This window comes from Nostoc sp. DedQUE05, from assembly GCF_034530955.1.
GTDB lineage: Bacteria > Cyanobacteriota > Cyanobacteriia > Cyanobacteriales > Nostocaceae > Nostoc.
Genome location: NZ_JAVRCB010000036.1, coordinates 37,346 through 58,590, shown reverse-complemented (window position 1 = coordinate 58,590; position 21,245 = coordinate 37,346). Strand labels below are relative to the sequence as shown.

The following is a 21,245-nucleotide window of genomic DNA, read 5'->3' as shown; positions in this document are numbered from 1 at the left end:
CGGCAGCACCCCGATGAACAGCATTTCTAACCAGAGGCTAAAAACGAGAAAAAATCCAAAACGCAAAATCCCCGACTTCTTAGAGAAGTCGGGGATTTATCATCTAGCCGTACTAGTTACTTTTCTACAGCTTGACGCAGAGCCAATTGCTGTTGTTTGATATTGGGTACGTAATTACTACTATTTGATACCCCGTTAGCTACAACCCCAATCAGATTTAACTTACTCAGCATAGCTGTCGCTTGATTAAGCTGACTTCGCGTCACAATACCAATGCTTGCCACCATAATCACGCTACGACAAGATGATGCGGTAAGCATGGCATCCACCAAACCGAGAACTGGGGGAGCATCTATCAGAACCAAATCATAGTTTTCCTCAAATGCTGTCATTAATTGGATCATCCGCGGGGAACTCAACAGATTAGCTGGGTCGTTAGGTTTGGGGCCAGCAGTCAAAATATCGATGTAGGCGGAACCTGAATATTGAAGACTAATTTGGTTGGGTAGAGTTGTATCACTCGCCAATAAAGTTGAAAGTCCCTGCTCATTAGGAAGATTCAGTTGATGGTGCAAACTGGGGTCGCGTAAGTTGGCATCAATCAGCAGTACCCTTTTGTGTAAACGAGCAGCACTCATTGCCAAACCCAACGCCAAAGCTGATTTACCCTCATCGGCTAAAGCCGAGGTAATCATCAAAGATTTTAAATTAGTAACAGTATTTAAAAGTTCAATGTTTTTGTAAATCAGATCCAGCGATTCCCAACGCGGTGGAGATTGCAATACCTGAATCGTCCAGGGGGCGAGAACTTCTGGCTTGCCAAAAGGCAACTTAATCATTGATTCTCTGGGTTTGGCTGGCGGTAACTTGGGAGTTGTTCCCAACAACGGCATGGCCATTTGCTTCTCTAATTCAGCAGTGGTGTGAACTGCATCATCAGCCGATTCGCGAAGAAAGGCAGCAATGCCTCCTAACATTAAGCCAACCACAGCACCTAACAGCAAATTCTGTTGGAGATTGGGGCCTAATTGCGCGCCTTTTTGGGGATCTTCCACCACTTCCCAATTAAACCCACCCTTGGAAAGTTCTTGTCGCAATTGTTGTTCTGCTCTTAAAAGCTGCTCTAACCTTTCACGGCTAAATTGCAGCTGCGGTAGCATCCGATTGTAATAAGCCAACAGAGGCGGGAAGCGTTTTATTTCCAAACGTAGCTCGTTTTCTTTCTGAGCCAAAGTTTGGTCGCGAGCAGTTAAAGCAACTATAGTTGTCTGCGTTTCTACTAACTGGCCAGCAAGGCTGAGATCGATTTGGCCCAGCTGTCCTTTTTCGAGAAGAGAGTCTCCATTCGTGAATGCACCAGCAGATTTTCCGCCTAAAGTTCTTCCTACCTCTTGTTGCAATAATTCCTTCTGGCCCTGAAGCTGTTCTTTGAGCTTTTGCACGCTCGGAGTTTGATCTGTAAAGCGTAAGCGTTCTTGTGCTAGTGCCAATTCGCTTTTTTGGATTTCGTTTAGTAAGCCTTGATAGCGAGTAGACTGACTCAAACGAGAAGCAACTAGAGCATTTTGGGGAGAACGATTAAGTTGTTCTTCTAAAGATTTTTGGCGTGCTAAAGCTTCTCCATACTGAGCGCGAGTTGTCTGTCTTTCTTGGGAAAGATTATTCAAAGCTGTTTCAATTGCTTTGGCCTGTGACTCTGGATCGATTAAGTTCTGATTTCTACGAAATCTTTGTAAATTTGTCTCAGATGCGTTTACTTCTTCACTAGCTTTACTTAACTGTTCCCTGATGATTTGTAGACCTTTTTGTAAACGCGAAGTCTGTTGTTGTTTGTTATATTCCAGATAAACTTGTCGAATTGCATCCAAAACTTTTTGGGTTTTTTCAGGATCTCCAGCAGTATATTCAACTTGAAATATTTTAGTAGCGACATTATCTTCTTTGCTCCTGATTTGAGTTAAGACCAAAGAAGCTTTAATTTCAGCTGAAGTTATATCTGGATAATTAGACTGAAGTTTATCAACTGCTTTTTGGATGAGTCCCGAACCTTGCATCAAGTTAAGCTGAGTGGCAGTATCTATGACCACGTTAGAGTCAGTAAACTGATTGTCTACCCCCGCACCACCTTCCGTTTTCCCTTGATAGTTAGGTTCTACTAGCAGTTGCATAGAACTTTTATAAGTAGGCTTTGTTTTTACAGTTACTATGCTGGCAATAGCAATAGAACTAATTAATACTGCTAAGAACCAAGGAAATCGCCGCACAAATACGGCAAACATTTGCCCGTAACTTGGTTCATTTTCAGAAGCTGGAGCTAGATGAGGATTTAGACTAGTTTGAACCACTTTTATATCCTTGTCTTCAAGACTTACGCTAAGAGATTCTCCGAAAATTACCTATTTATTTGTAAAAAAAATAGGTAATCTGATAGTGGAAAATTCAGAAATCAAATGAATAATTGCTGCACGCCACAAGCTTGATTGATAATTTGCTCAACCTTGCCAAAGAATGCATTTTCTGAAAAATTTGCTACTGCATGATTACGGATGCGATCGTAATCCCAAGAAATGCCGTTAGCTTCTAGTAATGCAACTTGTAAAGATTCTGGTGTTTGTCTTTTGAAAAAGACTCCTGTTTCACCTGGTATTTGAGTATCTAATACTCCACCCGCTCCATAAGCAATAACTGGTGTACCGCTAGCATTAGCCTCTACTGGAACTAACCCGTAGTCTTCTAAGGCTGCGACAATAATAGACTTGGCTTTGGAAAACAAGTCTTTGCGGGTTCTATCACTTACGTGTCCCAAGAACACAATATTTTGTAATGCTTTGGATTTTAACCGTGCTAGTTCTGGCCCGTCACCAGATATTAATAGCCGCCACCCCAACCAATTAAAAGCTTCGACTATTATATCAAGTCGCTTATAACCGATCATCCGGGCGGAGGCCAGATAATATTCATCTTTTATATCTGAAAAAACAAATTTACTAGTATCAATTGGATAGTTCACCATCATTGCCTTTTTGCCATAAATCTTTTCAATTCGGCGGGCAACAACACTAGAATTAGCAATGTAAAGGTCAGGCTCCTGTGCATATTTCAAGTCTACCTTTCTCATGACTTGAAATACTTGTTCGATTAAAGGAGCAAAATATCTATAGTCCCCGTACTCTCTTAAATAAGTTGCTGTATCCCATAAGAAACGGGTGACGTTATGACAAAAACAAATATGGTGGGCATTAGGATTTTTTCGTACTGCTTTGGCGAAGCTGGTGCTACTACTAATAATTAAATCGTAGTCTTGCAGATCCAAAGCACGAAAGGCAGGAAAATATAGAGGAGCCATTGACCTGAAATATTTTGCTGCACCAGGAATCTTTTGTAAGAAGGTTGTATTAACTATGCGATCGCCTAGATCGATAGTTTTTTGGGGATCGTACAAAGATGTGAAAATATCTGCTTCGGGATAGCGCTTACAAAGCAGTTCAAACACACGCTCTGCCCCACCTCGCTGGGTTAAATAATCATGGACTAGAGCAATTTTCATGAAATTTGACCTAAAGTTTCGATCGGGTTTGTTGAAACGCTCCCCAGCAAGTTACTATCCTGTCCGCTTAGTTACTCATTAAACCTCAAGAACCCCACCCCGCCAAAGCTACGCTTTGTCTCCCCTCCCCGCCTGCGGGGAGGGGTTGGGGGTGGGGTGCAATGACTGTGGAAATCATAACTAATTATCCGGACTTGATATTACTATCAACAACTTTAGTGTCCCGCAGTATAGCTTTCTATCCTCTTGATGAAATTCTGGCGACAAATATATAGGGGCGTACAGCTGTACGCCCCTACAGCCAATTCATTTGTGGCAAATGTTTTTAGAACCGATATTATCCAACTGCTACTAAGATTTTTTCTGGAGCGAAATAGGCATTTTGCTCGGCTCGTAATTGGTCGCAAAGTCTGCCTTCAGGTAATTCTACATCCTCATAAGTGAGGACTCGATCTTTAGAAATATCTCGTTTGAGGCGGCACCCTTCAGCTAAACCCATTGGTAGAAGATTTTGCTGTTGGACGATATCGGAATTTTCACATTGTCCGTAGGTCATGTAGTAGCCAATGCCATCTAAGGTTTCTCCTGCTTTCAGGTCAATTTTGGCGGTGGTGACAACATCTACTAACGGGCCTGCTAGTGGAGACATAACGGCATCACCAAATAAAACAGCACGCGCTACGGACAAGGGAACTTCAAAATGACAGAGGTGATAAGGAGTATAGAAGCTGTAAAGTGGGCCTTCGCCTAATTTATATAAGTTGAGATAGTGGCGTTGCTTGGGGTCGTCGTGAGTGGCAAATACATATACGCCTGGGCCTGGTTTGGCTCCAACTACATAATCGACAATACCGCCTAGTTCTTTGAGTTGTTCAACATCATATAACTGGGTCATTTCATCGACATGACCGCTGAAGTCATATCCCAACATTCCCCGTTTGGCGACTTTCATGCCTGTGGCATTGGCAACGATCGCTTGCTCGAAGGAAATTTTGCTTCCGTCGGCGAAGCTAGTCACCATGTGGGGCTTTTGACCCCAACGTTTAGCAAATCCTTCCTGGGTGGTGGGATTGCGATAGGGGTCTTGGAGTCCTTTAATGTTACCGCACAATAAGGGAGTTAAACCAATGCTTTTTACAAAGCGATAAAGGTTCATTTGTACTCCTGGCTGATCGCCATCACAGGCAGTGAGAATCACACCTGCTTTGTCGGCATACACTTTCAGGATGGGGCCAATGGTGCCATCGAGTTCGGCATTCATCATAATCACATGTTTGCAATGGGCGATCGCTTCCATAACGATCTGAGCGCCAAATTCCACTGCACCTGTGACTTCGATTAATGCATCGATGCCTTCAGCCCGACACAGTAACTTTGCGTCTTCTGTGACTGCATACTTACCGTTAGCGATCGCATCTTCTAATTCGCTGACAGTTGCAACAACTTGAATATCTTCAATCCCTGCTTCCGAATAAGCTTGTTTAGCTGCACCAATCTGACGATTAGAGATAGCAACTAACTCCATTCCTGGCACTGAATTGACAATTTGGTTGGCAATTCCTCTACCCATAAAACCAGCACCGATCATTCCCACCTTGATAGGATTTCCTGCTGCTGCACGGGCTTGTAAGGCGCGATCGATAATAATCATGAACTAAACTCCTTTTTAGAACTGTTTGTTGTGTTACAAATTCTCGATAATTTTGCACTTAATAATTTTTTACAGCTAAACATTAAGTACATTTTCATGTAAATTATCATTAATGATAGCTACTAACTGGTTGCTTGCTAGATGCTATAACAGCAGTTTGTTTTTCCAGCTATGATTTTTGATAATTTGCTCCACAGCATTTCTGTAGGCTTGGGTAAACTTTTCTTTGGTATGAGTTGCTCTTGCATATTCCCTCCCCCTGCCTCTATTAGCGATGGTATATTTTTTACAAGTACCTTACCTCATACAGAGGAGCCAGTGTGTTGTGTGGAAAACACCTGGCACAGAGAAATAGTCTATACGCCAACAGTCATCATTCTCAACAAGGGCCAATTTAAATCTTTCTCGGAGATTTCAGTCACATCTAGAGGCCAATCAATGTTAAAAAATGGGTCGTCATAGCGTAAACCTCTTTCATATCCTGGGGTGTAAAATTCACCCACTTGATATACAACTTCAGTCTCATCAGTTAGCGCTTGATAGCCATGAGCAAACATTTCTGGAACATATAAAGCGCGGCGATTTTCTGGGGTTAGCTCTACACCAATGTGTGATAAAAAGCTAGGAGATTCAGGACGCATATCAATAATTACGTCGTAGATTGCGCCTTTAGTACAGCGAATCAATTTTGTTTCTGCTGCTGGCAGAATTTGATAGTGCATTCCTCGGATAGTACCTTTTTTGTAATTAAAAGACAAGTTACATTGGGCAACAGTTGGCTTTAATCCGTGTGCTTCAAATTCTTGAGCGCAGAAAGACCGAGCGAAAAAACCACGGTGGTCTGGCTTTTCTTCTAAATCAATGATGAATGCGTCTTTGAGTGCAGTTGGAGTGAAGAGCATGAATGAATAACCTCGATAGGAATATTGACGACAACAAAACTTGACAAACTTGAAAACTTAACTTGTTATAAACCTCATCAAGAATAGTCTTGAGCGGGTTTTAGATTAACAAGCAGCTTACTTTCACTGACTATATGGCGCTATTACTGAGTGGTTCAGTTAACTTTGGTTGGGGGAAAGTATTGTCTCGATATTGAGTACAAACTTCTGGACGATCGGGAGAAGTAGATGTGTAGCACGAGAATAAAGTTAGCCTATCTTCAGTGCGTGATGTACCGTGATGTATGGCTTTTTTGGTATCGACAATAATGACTGTTCCTACCGATCCTGTACAAGATTTCCAAGCCTCTTTCGGGATAATTTCATTTAGTTCTTCATCGGTGATACCTAAATGACCAGATTTCCAAAGCTTGTAGTAAGTACGGTAATAGTTTAATCTAAATAAAGAGGTTAAAGAGGCTGGGATATATTCAAATGGCCCGTGTTTTTCTTCAACATCATTTAAGTAAATAATGATTTTGATCGTGCGGCGGTCTTCTGCATCTTTATGCCATAGTTGCGTACCAAACTGACTTTTATTAGGAAAATCCTTGCGGAGATGTACACCATGAAAAATGATTGGCAGACCAATGTAGTTTTCAATGATGTTTAGGAGCCTTTTTTCGCTTCCCCAAGTAGCAAATTCAGGTAAATATGTAACTGTGTAAACTTGGGGAAATTTTTCATGTGAATCGTCATGATTGCCAGATTCCATTTGGGACGAATAACCATAAGCTGCTTTGAGCAATTCTGCTGTTGAATCGAATCCCAATTCAGCAAGTGTGGTAATATGAATACCATCACATTTAAGGTCATCAAGAATTTTGCGATCGCCTGCTTCTAGTGAAGGCAAATTAGCAGCGTGTTTCAAAAGTGCTAATCTGTAAACTAATTCAGATCCCAATGAAGATATTTTGCGTTTAATCTTGAGCAGCATGACATGACTACCTTTAATAGACTATCGGCTATTTTCTACTTGCTGCCTTAACTCTGCTCTGGGATAAGTATCATCCCAGTATTGGGTGCAGAGTTCTGGTCTTTCAGGAGGGTTAGCGGTGTAACAAAAGAATAGTGTTGAGCGTTCTTCTGTGCGGACTGTGCCGTGATGCAAAGCATTTTTCGTATCTACAATAATGACAGTACCTGCTGGCCCTGGGCAAGATTTCCAAGCTGATTTGGGGATGACTGGTTTTACTTTTTCATCATCGATGCCCATATAACCTGATTTCCAAAGTTTGTAGTAAAGCTGAATATAATTCCAACTAAACAAGGAAGTTAAAGAGCGGGGAATGTATTCAAAAGGCCCAGTTTTTTCTTTGACATCATTCAAGTAAATAAAGATTTTGATAATGCGGCGGTCTTCGGCATCGCTGTGCCATAGCAGTGTGCCAAACTGATGTTTGCTAGGGAAATCTTTACGTAAATGTACACCATGAAAAGCAATAGGCAGACCAATATAATTTTCGATCAGATTGAGAAGTCTTTTCTCCATTGCCCAGGCATAAAATTCTGGTAAACCTGTAACCGTGTAAATTTGTGGTAACTTTTCATCTAGATGGTCGTTGTTGGGATTTTCCATCTGAGACAATTGCTGATAAGCAGCTTTGAGCAGTTCGGAGCTAGAGTCGAAGCCTAAATCTGCCAGTGTTGTGACACAAACACCGTCTTTTTTGAGAGCTTTGAGAATGTTGCGATCGCGCCCTTCCAATGCTGGCAGATTTCTGCTATGCTTCCAACGAGCTACATAGTATTGAAAGTCAGCAGATAGTGTAGATAATTTGCGTTTAATTAGATTAAACATATGGGAAACTCTTTCTAATTTCAATGTCGATTTATCAGTAATTTAGTAGCTTATGGCTTATAGCTCCGTATTTCTTGAGCGGGTATTTCACTTGATTCTGCTAAACTAAATTCTTTAGAAATCATCACGTCAAAAGCACATAAACCGACTAAAGCCAAAAATGGGACTACTGTTTGAATAGCAGACATAGGCCATCTTCTTAAAGCACCTAAGAAAACTTTCAAGTTGACTTCTTTACCGTTTTGCAAAAGCATCCGCCGACAAAACTGCTTAGAATATCCACTCTGCTCCAATTTCAAAATTACTTCAGGTATGTGTTTGTATTGCATTAACAGCGCAGATTTTGGTTCTTTCTGCCAATAACTCACACCCACAACACATTCCAAATAAGTCTCTTTCGTGACAATTACACGACCATTAGAGGCACAATACCCGGCTAAATATGCTAAAGATATCCAGTTATTCTCAGCATCTTGCCAATTTTGTAGAGCGCGTTTCACTAAATCAGTGCGGTAGATTGTCGCAGTCAGAAAAATGACTGCACCGACACTTTTTGAGAAACAATGCTCAAATATAGCTTTACCATCACCATCACCATCTTCACTATCTATGTCAAACCAGCGATTACCAACAATTGTTGGTGGATGAACTGGTTCACCAGTAATTTGGTTCCGACCGGAAAAGTTGAGAAACAATAATGATAAATCTTCATATTGCTTAAGTTTGCTAATTACATAAGCAATAGCTCTATCTTGGATTGGGTCATCATCACCAATCGTCCAAACATATTTTGTTGTAGTAGAATTTAGGCAATACATAATATTTTTGACAACGCCTAAATTTTGAGGATTTTTATTTGATTTAAATGGGATATTACTAAGTATCATTTGCCATTTTTTAATCGTATCCTGAGTATTGTCTGTTGAACAATTATCAGAAACTAAAATTTCACAATCATCTTCAAAACCTTTAATAGCTTGAGCTAGCCATGCTAACTGTTTATCCAGCAATTCAGCACGATTATAAGTCGGTATAGCAATGGTCAGTAATTTCTGCATGGTAAAAATAGTAGTTAATAAATTGATATATGAATGGTTACAGGTTACTCTCTAGCTGTTTGGGTGGAAAAAGAATTGTCCAAGCTGATATGCTTAACAAACGTAGGTAAGGAATAAATATCTTGATTGTCAATAAAGGCCAACGTTTTAAAGCACCTAATAAGATTTTCAAGTCAGTTTTTTGATGGAAATTCTGCCAAATCATTTCCTGACAAAATTTATGAGGATATCCTACTTTGAGTAGTTTTATATAAACTTCAGGTATGTATGCATATCGCATTTTAAAGTTCCATGTTGGGTCGAGATCCAAAAAACTAGCGCCCATAGTACATTCTAAATAAGTGTCTTTAGTGACGATGACACTTCCATAAGCAGCACAAAATGCAGTCCAATATGCTTGAGATGCCCAATTATTAGTAGCAGACGGCCATTTTTGTAAAGCGCGTTGCACTAGATTTGTGCGATAAATTGCTGCTGATATAAAAAGTACACCACCAAAATTTTCATTCAGGTAACTTTGAAATATAGTTTTACCATCAACATTTAGTTCGTCGTTATCGCTATTCAACCAGCGTTCGACAACAAGTTGACCTGTTTGTTTTTGGCGACCAGAGAAGTTTAAAAACATTAGTGCTAAATCTGAATGTTTTTTTAGTGTTGTTAACACATAATCTAGGGTTCTATCTTGAATTGGATCGTCATCACCAATTGTCCAAATATATTTACTAGTTGGAGCTTTTAAGCAACAAGCAATATTACTCATTACACCAATATTTTCACTATTTTTATTTGATGTAAATGTGACATTACTAAGAATTCTCTGCCACTTCTTAATAATTTGTTGAGTATTGTCTGTAGAACAATTATCAGAAATAAAGATTTCACAGTCAGACTCAAACCCTTTAATAGATTTGGCTAACCAAGCAAGTTGTTTATCTAAAATCTGGGCACGATTGAATGTAGGAATTGCAATAGTCAGCAATTTATTCATCTTCTGCTTTGTTTCTTTAGCTTTTTCTCAAAATGTAGCGATGCAGTCTAGCGGCAATTTATTTAGCTTTCAGATGGCTAACTCGATTACTAATGCTAAGGTGAGCGCCATAAAATTTAACTTGTTGATTGCAAATAATTTGATGGATGGAATAAGTCCGAATCAAATAGTATTGATTCGGAAGCTTAGATTGTTTTTCCGTTGCGGCTAGGCAACTTGAGCTATTTTTTATTCCAGAAGAAATCTTTGTCAATTTGCTCTGTCCGAATTAGATACTCTAGCTGTTTTAAGCGAGTAAACCCTCTAAACAAGAAAGTATCTTCAGCCATGTGTATCTGACTGAATAAATCAAATAGCTGCTGGGCACCAAGTCGGGCATTCCAATCACATTTAAATCCGGGTAGGATTGTGTTGATTTTCTCGAAGGATACGCGATAGCTGCGGTTATCTGCGCCGTTGTCACCAAAGGACAATTTGCAATCTGGGAAAACATCAGCAATAATTTCCGCGATTTCTTTGACGCGATAGTTATTCGCTGTATCTCCCACGTTGAAGATTTGCTTATGTACAATGTCTCGTGGTGCTTCTAAGGTGCAAACTATTGCTTTGCAAATATCCAATGCGTGGACTAATGGCCGCCAAGGTGTGCCATCACTAATCATTTTGATTTCTTTGCTAGTCCATGCCAACCCTGCTAAGTTGTTTAAAACAATATCGAAGCGCATTCTGGGAGAAGCACCAAAGGCTGTTGCATTCCGCATAAAGGTGGGAGAGAAGTCATCGTCAGCGAGTGGTGCGACATCTCTTTCTACCAGAGTTTTACATTCTGCGTAGGCTGTTTGGGGATTAACTGCGGATTCTTCTGTGACATCACCTGCGGTAGCAACACCGTAGACACTGCACGAAGACATATATACGAAGCGACGCACACCCATAGCCTTAGCTAGACTAGCTAGACGAACTGAACCTACGTGATTAATTTCGTAAGTAATATTGGGTGCTAATTGTCCGGCTGGGTCATTGGAGAGTTCCGCCATGTGAACTATGGCTTCAATCCCTTCCAAATCATCAGGGGTGATGTTGCGGATATCTTTGTTGAGGGTTTTGGGTGTCACTCCACTAGGGTTGTAAAGCCAACCAACTTTATAAAAGCCGGTATCTAGACCAATAACTTCATGTCCTCGTTCGATTAACAGAGGTGGTAATAACGAACCTAGATAGCCTTCTGTTCCAGTTACTAATATTTTCATTGTGGTTAATTCCTTTGTATTGTGTTGATAAGTTAAATTCTTCGTTTAGTAGGGACGCACAGATATTGCCCTATAGGGTGTTGCATCTAAGAGGGAACCGCTATATTTTTCGTTGGTATGCAATAACTTGACCTCACTTCCATTCCTCTCTCCTAAGAGGAGAGAGGCTTTGAATCTTACTCCCATTCCCTTGTAGGGAAGGGGTTGGGGGTTAGGTCATTGGACTAAAACCAGAAGCGCTATGTATACGGCTAACAGTTATTACATAGTTGCCGACTAGCCCATTGGGTAGCAGGACTCTATAGCGGTTCTTAATTGATGCACTATACTTTTTTCTTGGGAGATGGGTATCTTACCCGTCTCTTGTATTTCCAGGCTGGAAAAGATGCCGACTATACAAGATTCATCCTTTTATTCAGCAGTCCCGGAAATAACAACTATGATATCTATGCAGTGACTACACTCTCTAGATGCGAAAGTTGGGGAATTTCTGCCACAAGTGCTTTGCCGATTTCTAGAGAAGATGTGGCAGCAGGAGAAGGAGCATTGCAAACATGAATGGAGTTTTGACCGGAAACAATCAAAAAGTCGTCTACAAGCTTGCCATCGTTCATTAAGGCTTGAGCGCGAACTCCTGCATGGGTGGGAACTAAGTCTTCTGCTTGCACTTCGGGAATTAGTTTTTGTAAACTTCTGGTGAAGGCTGCTTTGCTAAAAGAACGAATGATTTCTTGAATGCCTTCATCAGCGTGTTTAGCTGCTAACTTCCAGAAACCGGGATAGGTGATGACTTCCATAAAATCCCGTAAGTCAAAGTCGGTTTTTTTGTAACCTTCGCGTTTAAGGGATAAAACCGCGTTTGGCCCTGCATGGACGCTACCATCAATCATCCGGGTAAAGTGGACACCCAGGAAGGGGAAATCTGGATTGGGAACTGGGTAGATTAGTGTCTTGACTAGATAGCGTTTTTCTGGGGTGAGTTCGTAGTATTCTCCCCGAAATGGCACAATTTTGGCTTGGGGTTCAACTTGACCTAGTTTGGCGGTGCGATCGCTATGCAATCCAGTACAATTAATTACAAAGCGGGTTTCAAAGTTACCCTTGTTTGTTTGCAGTACCTGATTTTTACCACTTGGAGAGATTTTCAGGACTTTTGTATTCAGGTGTAAATCTCCACCCTGCTGTTGAATTAGCTGGGCATATTTCAAACAAACTTGCTTGTAATTAACAATACCAGTTGAGGATACCCGAATTCCACCTACACATCTTACGTGAGGTTCAATTTCTTTGACTTCTTCGGGGCTAATTCTCTTAACTTCTATGCCATTGTCTAAGCCGCGTTGGTAGAGATTTTCTAAGCGTGGTAGTTCTTGTTCTTCAGTTGCAACAATTACCTTACCACAAACTTCATGGTCAATTCCATGCTCTTGGCAGAATTCTACCATTGAACGAGAACCATCACGACAAAATTTAGCTTTGAAACTCCCTGGCTTATAGTAAATACCAGAATGAATTACCCCGCTATTATTGCCAGTTTGGTGAAATGCCCATTGACTCTCTTTTTCTAGTACTAAAATCCGCGCATTGGGATAGCGTTTTCCTAAAGCCAACGCTGTTGAGAGTCCAACTATTCCCCCACCTATAATCGCAAAATCATACATTAGTATTATCGTACTTCAAATTACAGTAAATCTATAAAGTCATTTGTCATTTGTCATTTGTTCTTTAACTCCTGACTCCTAACTCCTAACTCCTAACTCTTAACTCTTCTCTTACCATACCTTCCAAGGAGCCTGATTGTTTTTCCACAGCCCTTCGAGATAGTTTTTATCACGTAAAGTATCCATCGGTTGCCAAAACCCATCATGTCTGAAAGCTGATAGCTGTTCCATATCAGCTAGCTTTTCTAATGGCTCTTGCTCCCACACTGTAGAGTCATCAGCAATTAAGTTGATTACTTCTGGTTCTAACACAAAATAACCGCCATTAATCCAAGCTCCATCACCTTCAGGTTTTTCCCGAAAGCTGGTAATTTTGGTTTGCTCATATCCTAAAGAAATAGCACCAAAACGTCCAGCTGGTTGAACGGCTGTGAGTGTTCCTAAGCTATTTTGTTCTTTATGAAATTTAACTAGCTCGGTGATATTAATATTACTGACACCATCGCCATAAGTAAAGCAAAAAGTCTCATTACCAAGATGTTCGCTGATTCGCTTTAAGCGTCCGCCTGTCATTGTATTATCACCCGTATTTACTAAGGTGACGCGCCAGGGTTCTGCATAACCAGAATGCACGTTCATCTGGTTAAAGCGCATGTCGAAGGTAACATCTGACATGTGTAAGAAGTAGTTAGCAAAATACTCTTTAATGATGTAACCTTTGTAACCACAACAAATAATAAAGTCATTAATGCCGTGGGCAGAGTAAGTTTTCATTATGTGCCAGAGAATTGGCTTACCACCAATTTCAACCATCGGCTTGGGTCTAACACTGGTTTCTTCACTGAGGCGTGTACCAAGACCTCCAGCCAAAATCACCGCTTTCATGCAATTACCTCGGAGATTTGTAGGGATATAATTATTCGACTTTTTCGAGATGAAGAGGATGCACTTCAAGGGAGAGAAATGTATTTCTGATTTCTGTTTCTCCGTCAATAATCTAACTGTAATTTCCGATGAAATTATAAAGGTAAGATAAATTAAAATCTTTTCTATATAAAAGCTCTATGAATATAGCAAGGGACTGGGGACTGGTGACACTTCGACAAGCTCAGTGCATCGCTGGGGATTGGGTGAAAAGTCTTGTTGTGTCTAAGTTTTATCATCTGTTAATGTCCTAACCACGAAGGCTTGTGCTATATCTATAAATACAGAAATAAATTACTCAATGCAATAAAAATATTACCTATAAAATAACTAGGATTAGCTGGCGCTAACCCTAGTCATGCTTGATTTTTTCAATCAAAACCAACAATATGTTAGTAACAAAACTTACTTTTTTCTAGTTAGTTTTTTCGATGTTACTTGAGCCTTGGAATAAAGGGTCACATTTGTTTTCGATGACTACACACATATTACTGAGTGCTTGTTGATAATTATCCATGTCATCTTGCTCAAGAAATATTTTGGCAGATGCCTGTATATCTTCGACAGCTTTCGCTTGGTTTTTGTTAGCTTCACTACCGCCATATTGTGCCAGTTCATAGCGAACCATACCTCGTTTGAGATATGCTTTTGCTAGTTTAGGGCTGAGAGTTAATGCTTGGTTAAAGTCAGCGATCGCTTGATTATATTCTTGCTGATAATTACTGCTATATTGAGCAATTTGATAATAGACAACACCCCGCTGGAAGTAAGCTTCGGCTTTGGAGACATTAAGTTGTATGGCTTGAGTAAAATCTGCGATCGCTTTTTTGTAAGCTTGTTGAGATTCACCGCTGTATTTAGCCATTTGGGCGCGGACAATCCCCCGTCTGACATAAGCTTCAATTTCATTATTATCCAGACCAATGGCTCGATTATAGTCTGCGATCGCTAGATTATATTCTCGATCGGGATCGTTGCTATATTCGGCGAGCATATAGCGGGCATTGCCCCGATTTACCAGAGCTTTGGTTTGATTGGGATTGATTTTCAGAGCTTGGCTATAATCTGTAACTGCTCCTTCGTAGTCTTTCAGGTTATAGCGGGCATTACCACGATTTACAATTGCTCTAGCATGTGTCGGTTCTTGTTCAATTGCTTGGCTAAAATTGACAATTGCTTTGTCATAGTCTCGCTCTTTATAAGCAATATAACCTTGCTGATAGGAATCAGCGAAGCTGAGTTTATTATTTGGCTGGGTAGACTTGATTGTTTGTTGGGTGTAAGCATTTTGGGAAACTAACGGCTGAGTAAATTTAATCATTACGTCTGCATATCCCAATAAACCAAAACCCAGCAAACAACAAATAATCGGGTACAACTTTGACTTTTTGGAAGGTTTATATGAACCGCTGGGAGTCATTACTGGCTGCCAGTAATTAGCTAGCTGCGGTGACATGGCTCGCTGGGGAAAATGCGGTGTCTGATTGTAGCGTTTTCTCGCTTTGACTCGCGGTTGGAGATGTTCTCTAGCTTCTATAGCCCGATGTGATGGAAAGGGGTCGCGTCCACCTAATCGCACGGTACGTTCGCACCACGGACAGCTACGCATGTGGTTGTTGTAGCGATGCTGGGGATTTGTCGTGCAGGTAATCAGGGAATCTTCGGCTTCAGCGATGGCTGAGAGCCAAGTCTGGGCACTGGGGCGTAGTTGTGGGTTGTTATGACCCTCTTCAAAACAACGGACAAATAATTCCTGTAAGCTGGGATGGAGAATTTCCCAAGGGGGGGCAATGGGTGTCGGCAGGTAGGGTACGTAACGCTTTTGGCTGTAAGTGAAATGACCCGATGCAATGCGTGCTTCGTAAGGTGGTGGCTCAATCGCACCTTGAAAAATCCCCGAAAATGGGTGAGTGCCTTCCATTAAGAGTTGGAATACTAGCACCCCTAATCCAAATAAATCGTGAGAAATTTCGCGATCGTGCTGGGCAAAAGTTTTATTCTGTAGTTCTGGTGGAGTAAACTCTGGTTTACCCACTGGGCAGCGATAAACAACATCGCTGTTTGGGTCGGTTACTTGGAAAGAGTCTGTGTCTATCAAAGTCACCAGTGCCGTATCACTGACGAGGATATTAGACTCGTTCACATCACCAATGCAATATCCACTAGCGTGCAAAGCGGCAAAAGCTGCCGCCAAGTTTCGAGCCGTGCGGAGCAGGTACTGATAGTTGAATAGAGGGCAATGTTGCCGACGAGTTCTGGGGTTATAAAAGTCGATGATTGGACGCATCCCCTGAATACGTGGCATCAAAAACCCCAGGATGCTATTTTTGCCATCTGCTGCCCGCAATAAATCCTCTGGCCAAGCGATAGAGATATGCCCTAAACTCGCCGTAGGGTTTTCTGGCGGGTTGGCAAGCATCGCCTGGAGTTTCTCAGCATGGGCAACGGTTGGCTTGTGGTAAATCTTCGCCACCAAGTCGTTATCGGCTGGCACTGCATAAACGCAAGCTTCACCGCCACGTCCCAAACTGACATTGAGACTGAGGATTTCTTTTCTGGGGGAACAACGTAGTACCTGCATAATGAAATTACCGCTAACGGAAGTTATTGTAAGATGTGAAACCTGTAGATTTGTTGCTCATGAGTCGTTGAATGCGGCTATAATGAGTGTTAAGTCATCATCAGTGCGTTGCGTAATCCGCTCTGAGCGTAAAAATTTTACCAATTGCTCCTTCGCTTCTGTCTTATCCTCGGTATTGGCGACAAATTCAAACAGCGGAAAAAAGAATGGTTTGTGAGGTTCGCCAACAACCATATTCAAAGCCAGCATTTGTAATCCGTCGGTGATGATACCAACGTTTACTATGTCTGTGCGCCATAATCTCATTTGTGCTGTATCTAAGGCATTGGGTGAAGTTAAAAAAGTGGTTTCGTTGATGTATTCACCACTGTCAGGCATCGTCAGTGCCAATAGGTTGCCCAGACTATCTTTAGCCACTGCCAAACCATCGCCTATCTGAACTACAGCTACAACTTCTGGTGTGGCAACCAGCATAATTAAGGTAGTTGCTAAATCTTGAGGCTGTTTGTCACAAGTAGCCGCCTCATCTTCCACAGCTTTTTTGGCGGCGAGTATGGCATCATTTAAGAGCGATCGCACCAATGTATCATCAGTCAAACTTCTTCGGGTCAGCCCTTTGGTAGAAATGTTTTCTATTGCTGTCTCTACAGCAACCATCGCTCCCACTTTCCCAAGGCTAGCAGAACCCGCGCCATCTGCTGCGGCCGCCACTAAAACATTATCTGACAATATCTGCCAGTGATGAGCATCCTGACATAATTGATTGTTTTTTAAGTGACTTGTACCACATACAGACGCAGCCACAATCCGCCATTGAGCAATCTGTTTTGATATGTTCATAAATTTTTTTTCAAGCAGCTAGCTGTGTAAACATCAAGCTGCAATTTTTCATTAAACAGTCCCCCAACCAATCGGCGGTAGTGCTACCTGTTCGTCTACTTGTGAATGAGAAACAGCCGACATACTAGTTGACAGCCAGACAAACATCTCGATAAAATTTAATCCTTTAAGCTTTAAAGGAGTACGTACAGTTATTTGATTTAAACGCGTCATATTCGCATTTTCTACACCAACTGTAAAGAATGCTACCCGCTTGTTCGCCTCGTCTCCCTGTAGACGCTGGGATGCTTGCTCTACCACTTGCTCTAATTCACCTTGGGGTTCTCCATCGGTAATCATAAATACCCAAGGACGATAGTAAGCAATCCCGTTGGCACGATACTGAGATTTCCGCTCTTGAATTATGTCCAAAGCTTTATGAATTCCCGCACCCATTGTAGTCAAGCCTTGGGCTGTCAAAATCGGCGGATTGAATTGATCGGCAGTCACAAAGTCTTGTACTACATTGATATTACTATCAAAAGTGACGATCGCCACTTCCACGCGTCTCGCGGCTAAGGAATTTTTGACTAGTTCATCCTTTAAGCTTAGTAAACCTTGATTTAAAGCCTCAATCGGCTCTCCTTGCATCGACCCAGATGTGTCTAATAAAAGTACACAAGGACAACGGGGTTCTGGGTTCTCAGCAAATTCTACTACTTCATCAAGTCTTAATGTATCATGCATAACTTTTTGTGTTATGTTAAAGTCCAAAGCTTTATTTCCCTTTGCTCAGAGTATATAGTTCCAATCGCCGAGGCGACTACAGAATATAGTATCTATTGGTAGATGCTCTAATCTTTATTAAACAAATTATTTTCATGAAGTTCTCTATATATTTTAGATGAACTTGAGTACAGCTTAGTTTAGCAAAAAAGAGTTTATCAAAACCCAGCATTACCTGTTGTAATGTATCTACCAAAAATTTATATCCATTAAACCTACAGTACAATAAATACGTAAACTTTTTTAGATAAGTTTTTAAAGATTTTATGTAGAAGAATCGTTTCTTTAAGGAAAAGTAATTAACCATAATTAAACTTGTTAACTCTATAAGTATATCAGTGTAACTACGCAAATTTGGAATTAAATTTGCTTTTTGAAGTGAGTGCGCATAAATAAACGTCATTATTAAGGTCTTCACTCAAGAGTTGTCAGTAGCTAGTAAAATCCAGAATTAACCAACATCTACTGATAATCTCGCTATGATAGATGCTTACCCTTATTCATACCTACTTGTTTTTTGAGATAAATTAAGTAAAACGTGCTAAATGTAACAAAGAATTTATAAACCTTACAATTTTTAATGTATGTACATATTTTCAAATAAATAATTTGTGGTTAGAAAAATATTACAAAAAAGAGAATACTTTATAGCTCATATTTTCAATCTACAAATGTTCGCTTGTTGATTCCGCAAAAAACTTGAAAAATATGAATAACTCAGGTACATTCACCAAACTACGTCCTCTAAGTTTGTTAAGACAATTATCTAATTGTTCAGACAGTACTTGTTTACAAGTATTGAGTAACTCAGTTTATTGGTCGATTTACTTAGAACAGGGCAAAATAACTTACGCTACCCATTCCGTGGAACCCTTCGATCGATTAGAACGCCATTTGCGACGCCTCAGCCAGCAAATTCCACTCCTGACTAATGAGGTTCGCTCTCAAGTACGGCTGATGTTTGAACCTGACTCCCACAGTCAGTTAATCAAAGATGACACTAATTCCAGAAGCCACCCTCCTGAGTATCAGGCTATATCCTGGCTTGTTAGTCAACAACATCTACATTCTACACAAGCAGCAGTACTGGTTCAAGAATTAGTTAAAGAGATAATTGAATCATTTTTGCTCATCAAAGAAGGTACTTATGAATTAACAGAACCAATTGAGAGAATGCCAAAAATTTGTCGGCTAGGTGTCGAAAAAATTCTAGAGTATTGCCAAGTAAGATTACAGAATTGGCAGGCTTTTATACCTAAAATTTCTTCTGCATATCAACGTCCATATCTATTGATTAATAGCAAGTTTGATGACCAAGATTTACCAAACCTACAGCCAGATTTAATTAACTGGATGAAGGGTTTTAGCCTGTGTCATCTGGCTGTAATTTTGAATCAAGATGAAATTCAACTAGCTCGCAATTTATACCCTTACATCCTTAAGGGTGCGATTATCCTTCATGAACCCGATCCACCTTATGATAAGTTACCAAAGATTTTTGAGGAGCAATCGCTTTTCTCAAAACTGATTTCAGGGTTAGTTGACACGAAACAAGAACTAAGTAACACTGTCAATTCTTACCAAAATATTCCTGAAGAGAAAATAGTGCCTGTTCAGCGATTACCACAGATTTCTACTCCTTCCAAAGAAAACTTTCAGGAACCAACAATATCAAATAACATAAATTCTGCTTCTCCAAGAGTAACGGCTGCTACTGTGACAGTAAAAAAAGTCCACAAAATAGTTTCTGTAGATGATAGCCCTACAATTCTTAAAGAAATCAGTTATTTCTTAGAAAATGAAAATTTTTCTGTAGTGACTATTAACGATCCAGTGAAAGCAGTTTTGTCAATTATAAGGCACAAACCGGATTTAATTTTGTTGGATTTAAACATGCTAGGAATTGATGGCTATGAGTTGTGCCGGATTATACGAAATAATTCCTTATTTCAAAATACTCCGATTATCTTTGTCACTGGGAATAAAGGAATCGTAGACAAAGTAAAAGCGAAATTAGTTGGGGCATCTGGATATCTGACTAAACCGTTTACTCGCGCCGAATTACTGAAAATAGTCTTTATGCATTTGACTTAAATTAACTACCTTACCCATTACATTTCAAAGAGTAATACTTCTGGGTTAATTACAGATTAGACTTACGCAAAAAGTGTTAAAAAGCTTAATTTATCGAACTGCCAAGAACGCCAATAACGTCAAGAATCGTAGAGTTTGCGTAAGTCCTAACAGATTGAAATTCTTGAAGTACTATAGCAATCCGAATTGAAACGTGAGAAAATACTGAGATTAAAAGTGGGTGTTTTAAAGCCTTTCACCGATTTTCTCTCTCACGAATGATTTAGGATTGCTATAGAAGGTTGATTCTTGCGCCGCTCAATGAGAGCAATGTCAACTGCAAAGCTTAACCCAGAAGTATTGTATTCAAAATGTAATCAACTCAAGTTGGTAAAAAGGGCCATTGCCACAATAGATAGGCTTACCGATGCAAAACTGGCTCCTGTCTGCTACAAACTTTTAGGCTATGGTAGAGAAATCATAATTTGGGTTGTTGTAGCCTGGATTTGATATGGCGGATGTTACAAGGTCAGAACTGCTGAGTAAACTGCTGACATCAGTTCCTATATTTTGGCTAGGCTTAGTACTACCTAGTGATATCAGTTCGCCACTAACAGAGAAATTCCAGCCTTCATTACCAACGAGTGTTTTGTCATCACCACTGGCTTCAATCCGGTTTCCAAGAAGATTGCTGTTAGTTACATTGGCAGTATTGCCACTACCAAGGATATCGTTTTTACTACCAGGTAGTGTATTGGCATTACCAAGGATGTCGTTGTTATTGCCTAAGTTCCAGTTACCGTTACCGTTGGTTGTGCTCTCGTTACCAAAGCCCCAGTTGCCATTACCTTCGGTTTTGCCGCCATCACCGTAGTTCCAGTTACCGTTACCGTTGGTTGTGTTACCGCTACCAAAATTCCAGTTACCATTACCGTCGGTTGTGTTGTTACTACCATATAGCCAGTTACCGTTACCTTGACCACTGTTGCCGGTAGCATTTGCACCATCTAATTTTTGAATATCAGCTATCCAGTTGTCGCTCTTATAAGGTACAGGTTGACCGTTGCCAGTTTCAGGTAGGTTGCTACCACTTTCCTTGGAGGGCGGAGTGCTGCCAAATGGTAAGTTACCAGGAAGGTTGCCGCTACCACCAGATGCGTTA

General features: G+C 40.5%; 15 protein-coding genes and 1 pseudogene. 1 reads left to right on the top strand and 15 read right to left on the bottom strand.

The window, feature by feature from the left end; all coding sequences use genetic code 11:
- Positions 1 to 116: 116 nt before the first annotated feature.
- The 14 genes from RMZ42_RS24245 to RMZ42_RS24180 form a co-directional block, all read right to left on the bottom strand.
- On the bottom strand, positions 117 to 2,345 hold the full coding sequence (locus tag RMZ42_RS24245) for a polysaccharide biosynthesis tyrosine autokinase (RefSeq protein ID WP_322673810.1): 2,229 nt from the start codon (positions 2,343 to 2,345) through the stop codon (positions 117 to 119).
- A gap of 101 nt (positions 2,346 to 2,446) precedes the next feature.
- On the bottom strand, positions 2,447 to 3,547 hold the full coding sequence (locus tag RMZ42_RS24240) for a glycosyltransferase (RefSeq protein ID WP_322673809.1): 1,101 nt from the start codon (positions 3,545 to 3,547) through the stop codon (positions 2,447 to 2,449).
- A gap of 337 nt (positions 3,548 to 3,884) precedes the next feature.
- Positions 3,885 to 5,198, bottom strand: a complete 1,314-nt coding sequence (locus tag RMZ42_RS24235; RefSeq protein WP_322673808.1) for an NAD(P)H-dependent oxidoreductase — start codon at positions 5,196 to 5,198, stop codon at positions 3,885 to 3,887.
- A 356-nt stretch (positions 5,199 to 5,554) separates the two neighbouring features.
- Positions 5,555 to 6,100 carry a dTDP-4-dehydrorhamnose 3,5-epimerase gene (gene rfbC / locus RMZ42_RS24230; RefSeq protein WP_322673807.1) on the bottom strand — a complete coding sequence of 182 codons (546 nt, stop codon included), beginning with the start codon at positions 6,098 to 6,100 and terminating at the stop codon, positions 5,555 to 5,557.
- 130 nt (positions 6,101 to 6,230) lie between these two features.
- On the bottom strand, positions 6,231 to 7,076 hold the full coding sequence (locus RMZ42_RS24225; protein WP_322673806.1) for a phytanoyl-CoA dioxygenase: 846 nt from the start codon (positions 7,074 to 7,076) through the stop codon (positions 6,231 to 6,233).
- 21 nt (positions 7,077 to 7,097) lie between these two features.
- Positions 7,098 to 7,940 (bottom strand): phytanoyl-CoA dioxygenase, encoded by an 843-nt coding sequence (locus tag RMZ42_RS24220; RefSeq protein WP_322673805.1) that lies wholly within the window; start codon positions 7,938 to 7,940, stop codon positions 7,098 to 7,100.
- A gap of 50 nt (positions 7,941 to 7,990) precedes the next feature.
- Complete coding sequence (locus RMZ42_RS24215) at positions 7,991 to 8,998, bottom strand: glycosyltransferase (protein WP_322673804.1); 1,008 nt, start codon at positions 8,996 to 8,998, stop codon at positions 7,991 to 7,993.
- Between the two features lie 37 nt (positions 8,999 to 9,035).
- Complete coding sequence (locus RMZ42_RS24210; RefSeq protein WP_322673803.1) at positions 9,036 to 9,989, bottom strand: glycosyltransferase family 2 protein; 954 nt, start codon at positions 9,987 to 9,989, stop codon at positions 9,036 to 9,038.
- Positions 9,990 to 10,210: 221 nt separating this feature from the next.
- Complete coding sequence (locus RMZ42_RS24205; protein ID WP_322673802.1) at positions 10,211 to 11,239, bottom strand: SDR family oxidoreductase; 1,029 nt, start codon at positions 11,237 to 11,239, stop codon at positions 10,211 to 10,213.
- A 446-nt stretch (positions 11,240 to 11,685) separates the two neighbouring features.
- Complete coding sequence (lhgO, locus tag RMZ42_RS24200) at positions 11,686 to 12,900, bottom strand: L-2-hydroxyglutarate oxidase (protein ID WP_322673801.1); 1,215 nt, start codon at positions 12,898 to 12,900, stop codon at positions 11,686 to 11,688.
- Positions 12,901 to 13,011: 111 nt separating this feature from the next.
- On the bottom strand, positions 13,012 to 13,785 hold the full coding sequence (gene rfbF, locus RMZ42_RS24195; protein ID WP_094351583.1) for a glucose-1-phosphate cytidylyltransferase: 774 nt from the start codon (positions 13,783 to 13,785) through the stop codon (positions 13,012 to 13,014).
- Between the two features lie 454 nt (positions 13,786 to 14,239).
- Complete coding sequence (locus tag RMZ42_RS24190) at positions 14,240 to 16,405, bottom strand: tetratricopeptide repeat protein (RefSeq protein WP_322673800.1); 2,166 nt, start codon at positions 16,403 to 16,405, stop codon at positions 14,240 to 14,242.
- Positions 16,406 to 16,462: 57 nt separating this feature from the next.
- Positions 16,463 to 17,245, bottom strand: a complete 783-nt coding sequence (locus tag RMZ42_RS24185) for a PP2C family serine/threonine-protein phosphatase (protein ID WP_322673799.1) — start codon at positions 17,243 to 17,245, stop codon at positions 16,463 to 16,465.
- 51 nt (positions 17,246 to 17,296) lie between these two features.
- Positions 17,297 to 17,971 (bottom strand): vWA domain-containing protein, encoded by a 675-nt coding sequence (locus tag RMZ42_RS24180; RefSeq protein ID WP_322660910.1) that lies wholly within the window; start codon positions 17,969 to 17,971, stop codon positions 17,297 to 17,299.
- A 747-nt stretch (positions 17,972 to 18,718) separates the two neighbouring features.
- On the opposite strand from RMZ42_RS24180, the gene RMZ42_RS24175 reads away from it, so the two are divergent.
- On the top strand, positions 18,719 to 20,104 hold the full coding sequence (locus tag RMZ42_RS24175) for a response regulator (RefSeq protein WP_322673798.1): 1,386 nt from the start codon (positions 18,719 to 18,721) through the stop codon (positions 20,102 to 20,104).
- 438 nt (positions 20,105 to 20,542) lie between these two features.
- On the opposite strand, the pseudogene RMZ42_RS24170 reads toward RMZ42_RS24175, so the two are convergent.
- Positions 20,543 to 21,245: pseudogene (locus tag RMZ42_RS24170) on the bottom strand (hypothetical protein); the annotation flags it as partial.

Bases quoted from the DNA above. Each gene is read 5' to 3' on its own strand.
- rfbC (WP_322673807.1), bottom strand. From the start codon at position 6,100: ATGCTCTTCACTCCAACTGCACTCAAAGACGCATTCATCATTGATTTA.
- RMZ42_RS24235 (WP_322673808.1), bottom strand. From the start codon at position 5,198: ATGATTATTATCGATCGCGCCTTACAAGCCCGTGCAGCAGCAGGAAAT.
- RMZ42_RS24215 (WP_322673804.1), bottom strand. From the start codon at position 8,998: ATGCAGAAATTACTGACCATTGCTATACCGACTTATAATCGTGCTGAA.
- RMZ42_RS24190 (WP_322673800.1), bottom strand. From the start codon at position 16,405: ATGCAGGTACTACGTTGTTCCCCCAGAAAAGAAATCCTCAGTCTCAAT.
- RMZ42_RS24180 (WP_322660910.1), bottom strand. From the start codon at position 17,971: ATGCATGATACATTAAGACTTGATGAAGTAGTAGAATTTGCTGAGAAC.
- RMZ42_RS24220 (WP_322673805.1), bottom strand. From the start codon at position 7,940: ATGTTTAATCTAATTAAACGCAAATTATCTACACTATCTGCTGACTTT.
- RMZ42_RS24240 (WP_322673809.1), bottom strand. From the start codon at position 3,547: ATGAAAATTGCTCTAGTCCATGATTATTTAACCCAGCGAGGTGGGGCA.
- RMZ42_RS24205 (WP_322673802.1), bottom strand. From the start codon at position 11,239: ATGAAAATATTAGTAACTGGAACAGAAGGCTATCTAGGTTCGTTATTA.
- RMZ42_RS24185 (WP_322673799.1), bottom strand. From the start codon at position 17,245: ATGAACATATCAAAACAGATTGCTCAATGGCGGATTGTGGCTGCGTCT.
- rfbF (WP_094351583.1), bottom strand. From the start codon at position 13,785: ATGAAAGCGGTGATTTTGGCTGGAGGTCTTGGTACACGCCTCAGTGAA.
- RMZ42_RS24175 (WP_322673798.1), top strand. From the start codon at position 18,719: ATGAATAACTCAGGTACATTCACCAAACTACGTCCTCTAAGTTTGTTA.
- RMZ42_RS24225 (WP_322673806.1), bottom strand. From the start codon at position 7,076: ATGCTGCTCAAGATTAAACGCAAAATATCTTCATTGGGATCTGAATTA.
- RMZ42_RS24210 (WP_322673803.1), bottom strand. From the start codon at position 9,989: ATGAATAAATTGCTGACTATTGCAATTCCTACATTCAATCGTGCCCAG.
- lhgO (WP_322673801.1), bottom strand. From the start codon at position 12,900: ATGTATGATTTTGCGATTATAGGTGGGGGAATAGTTGGACTCTCAACA.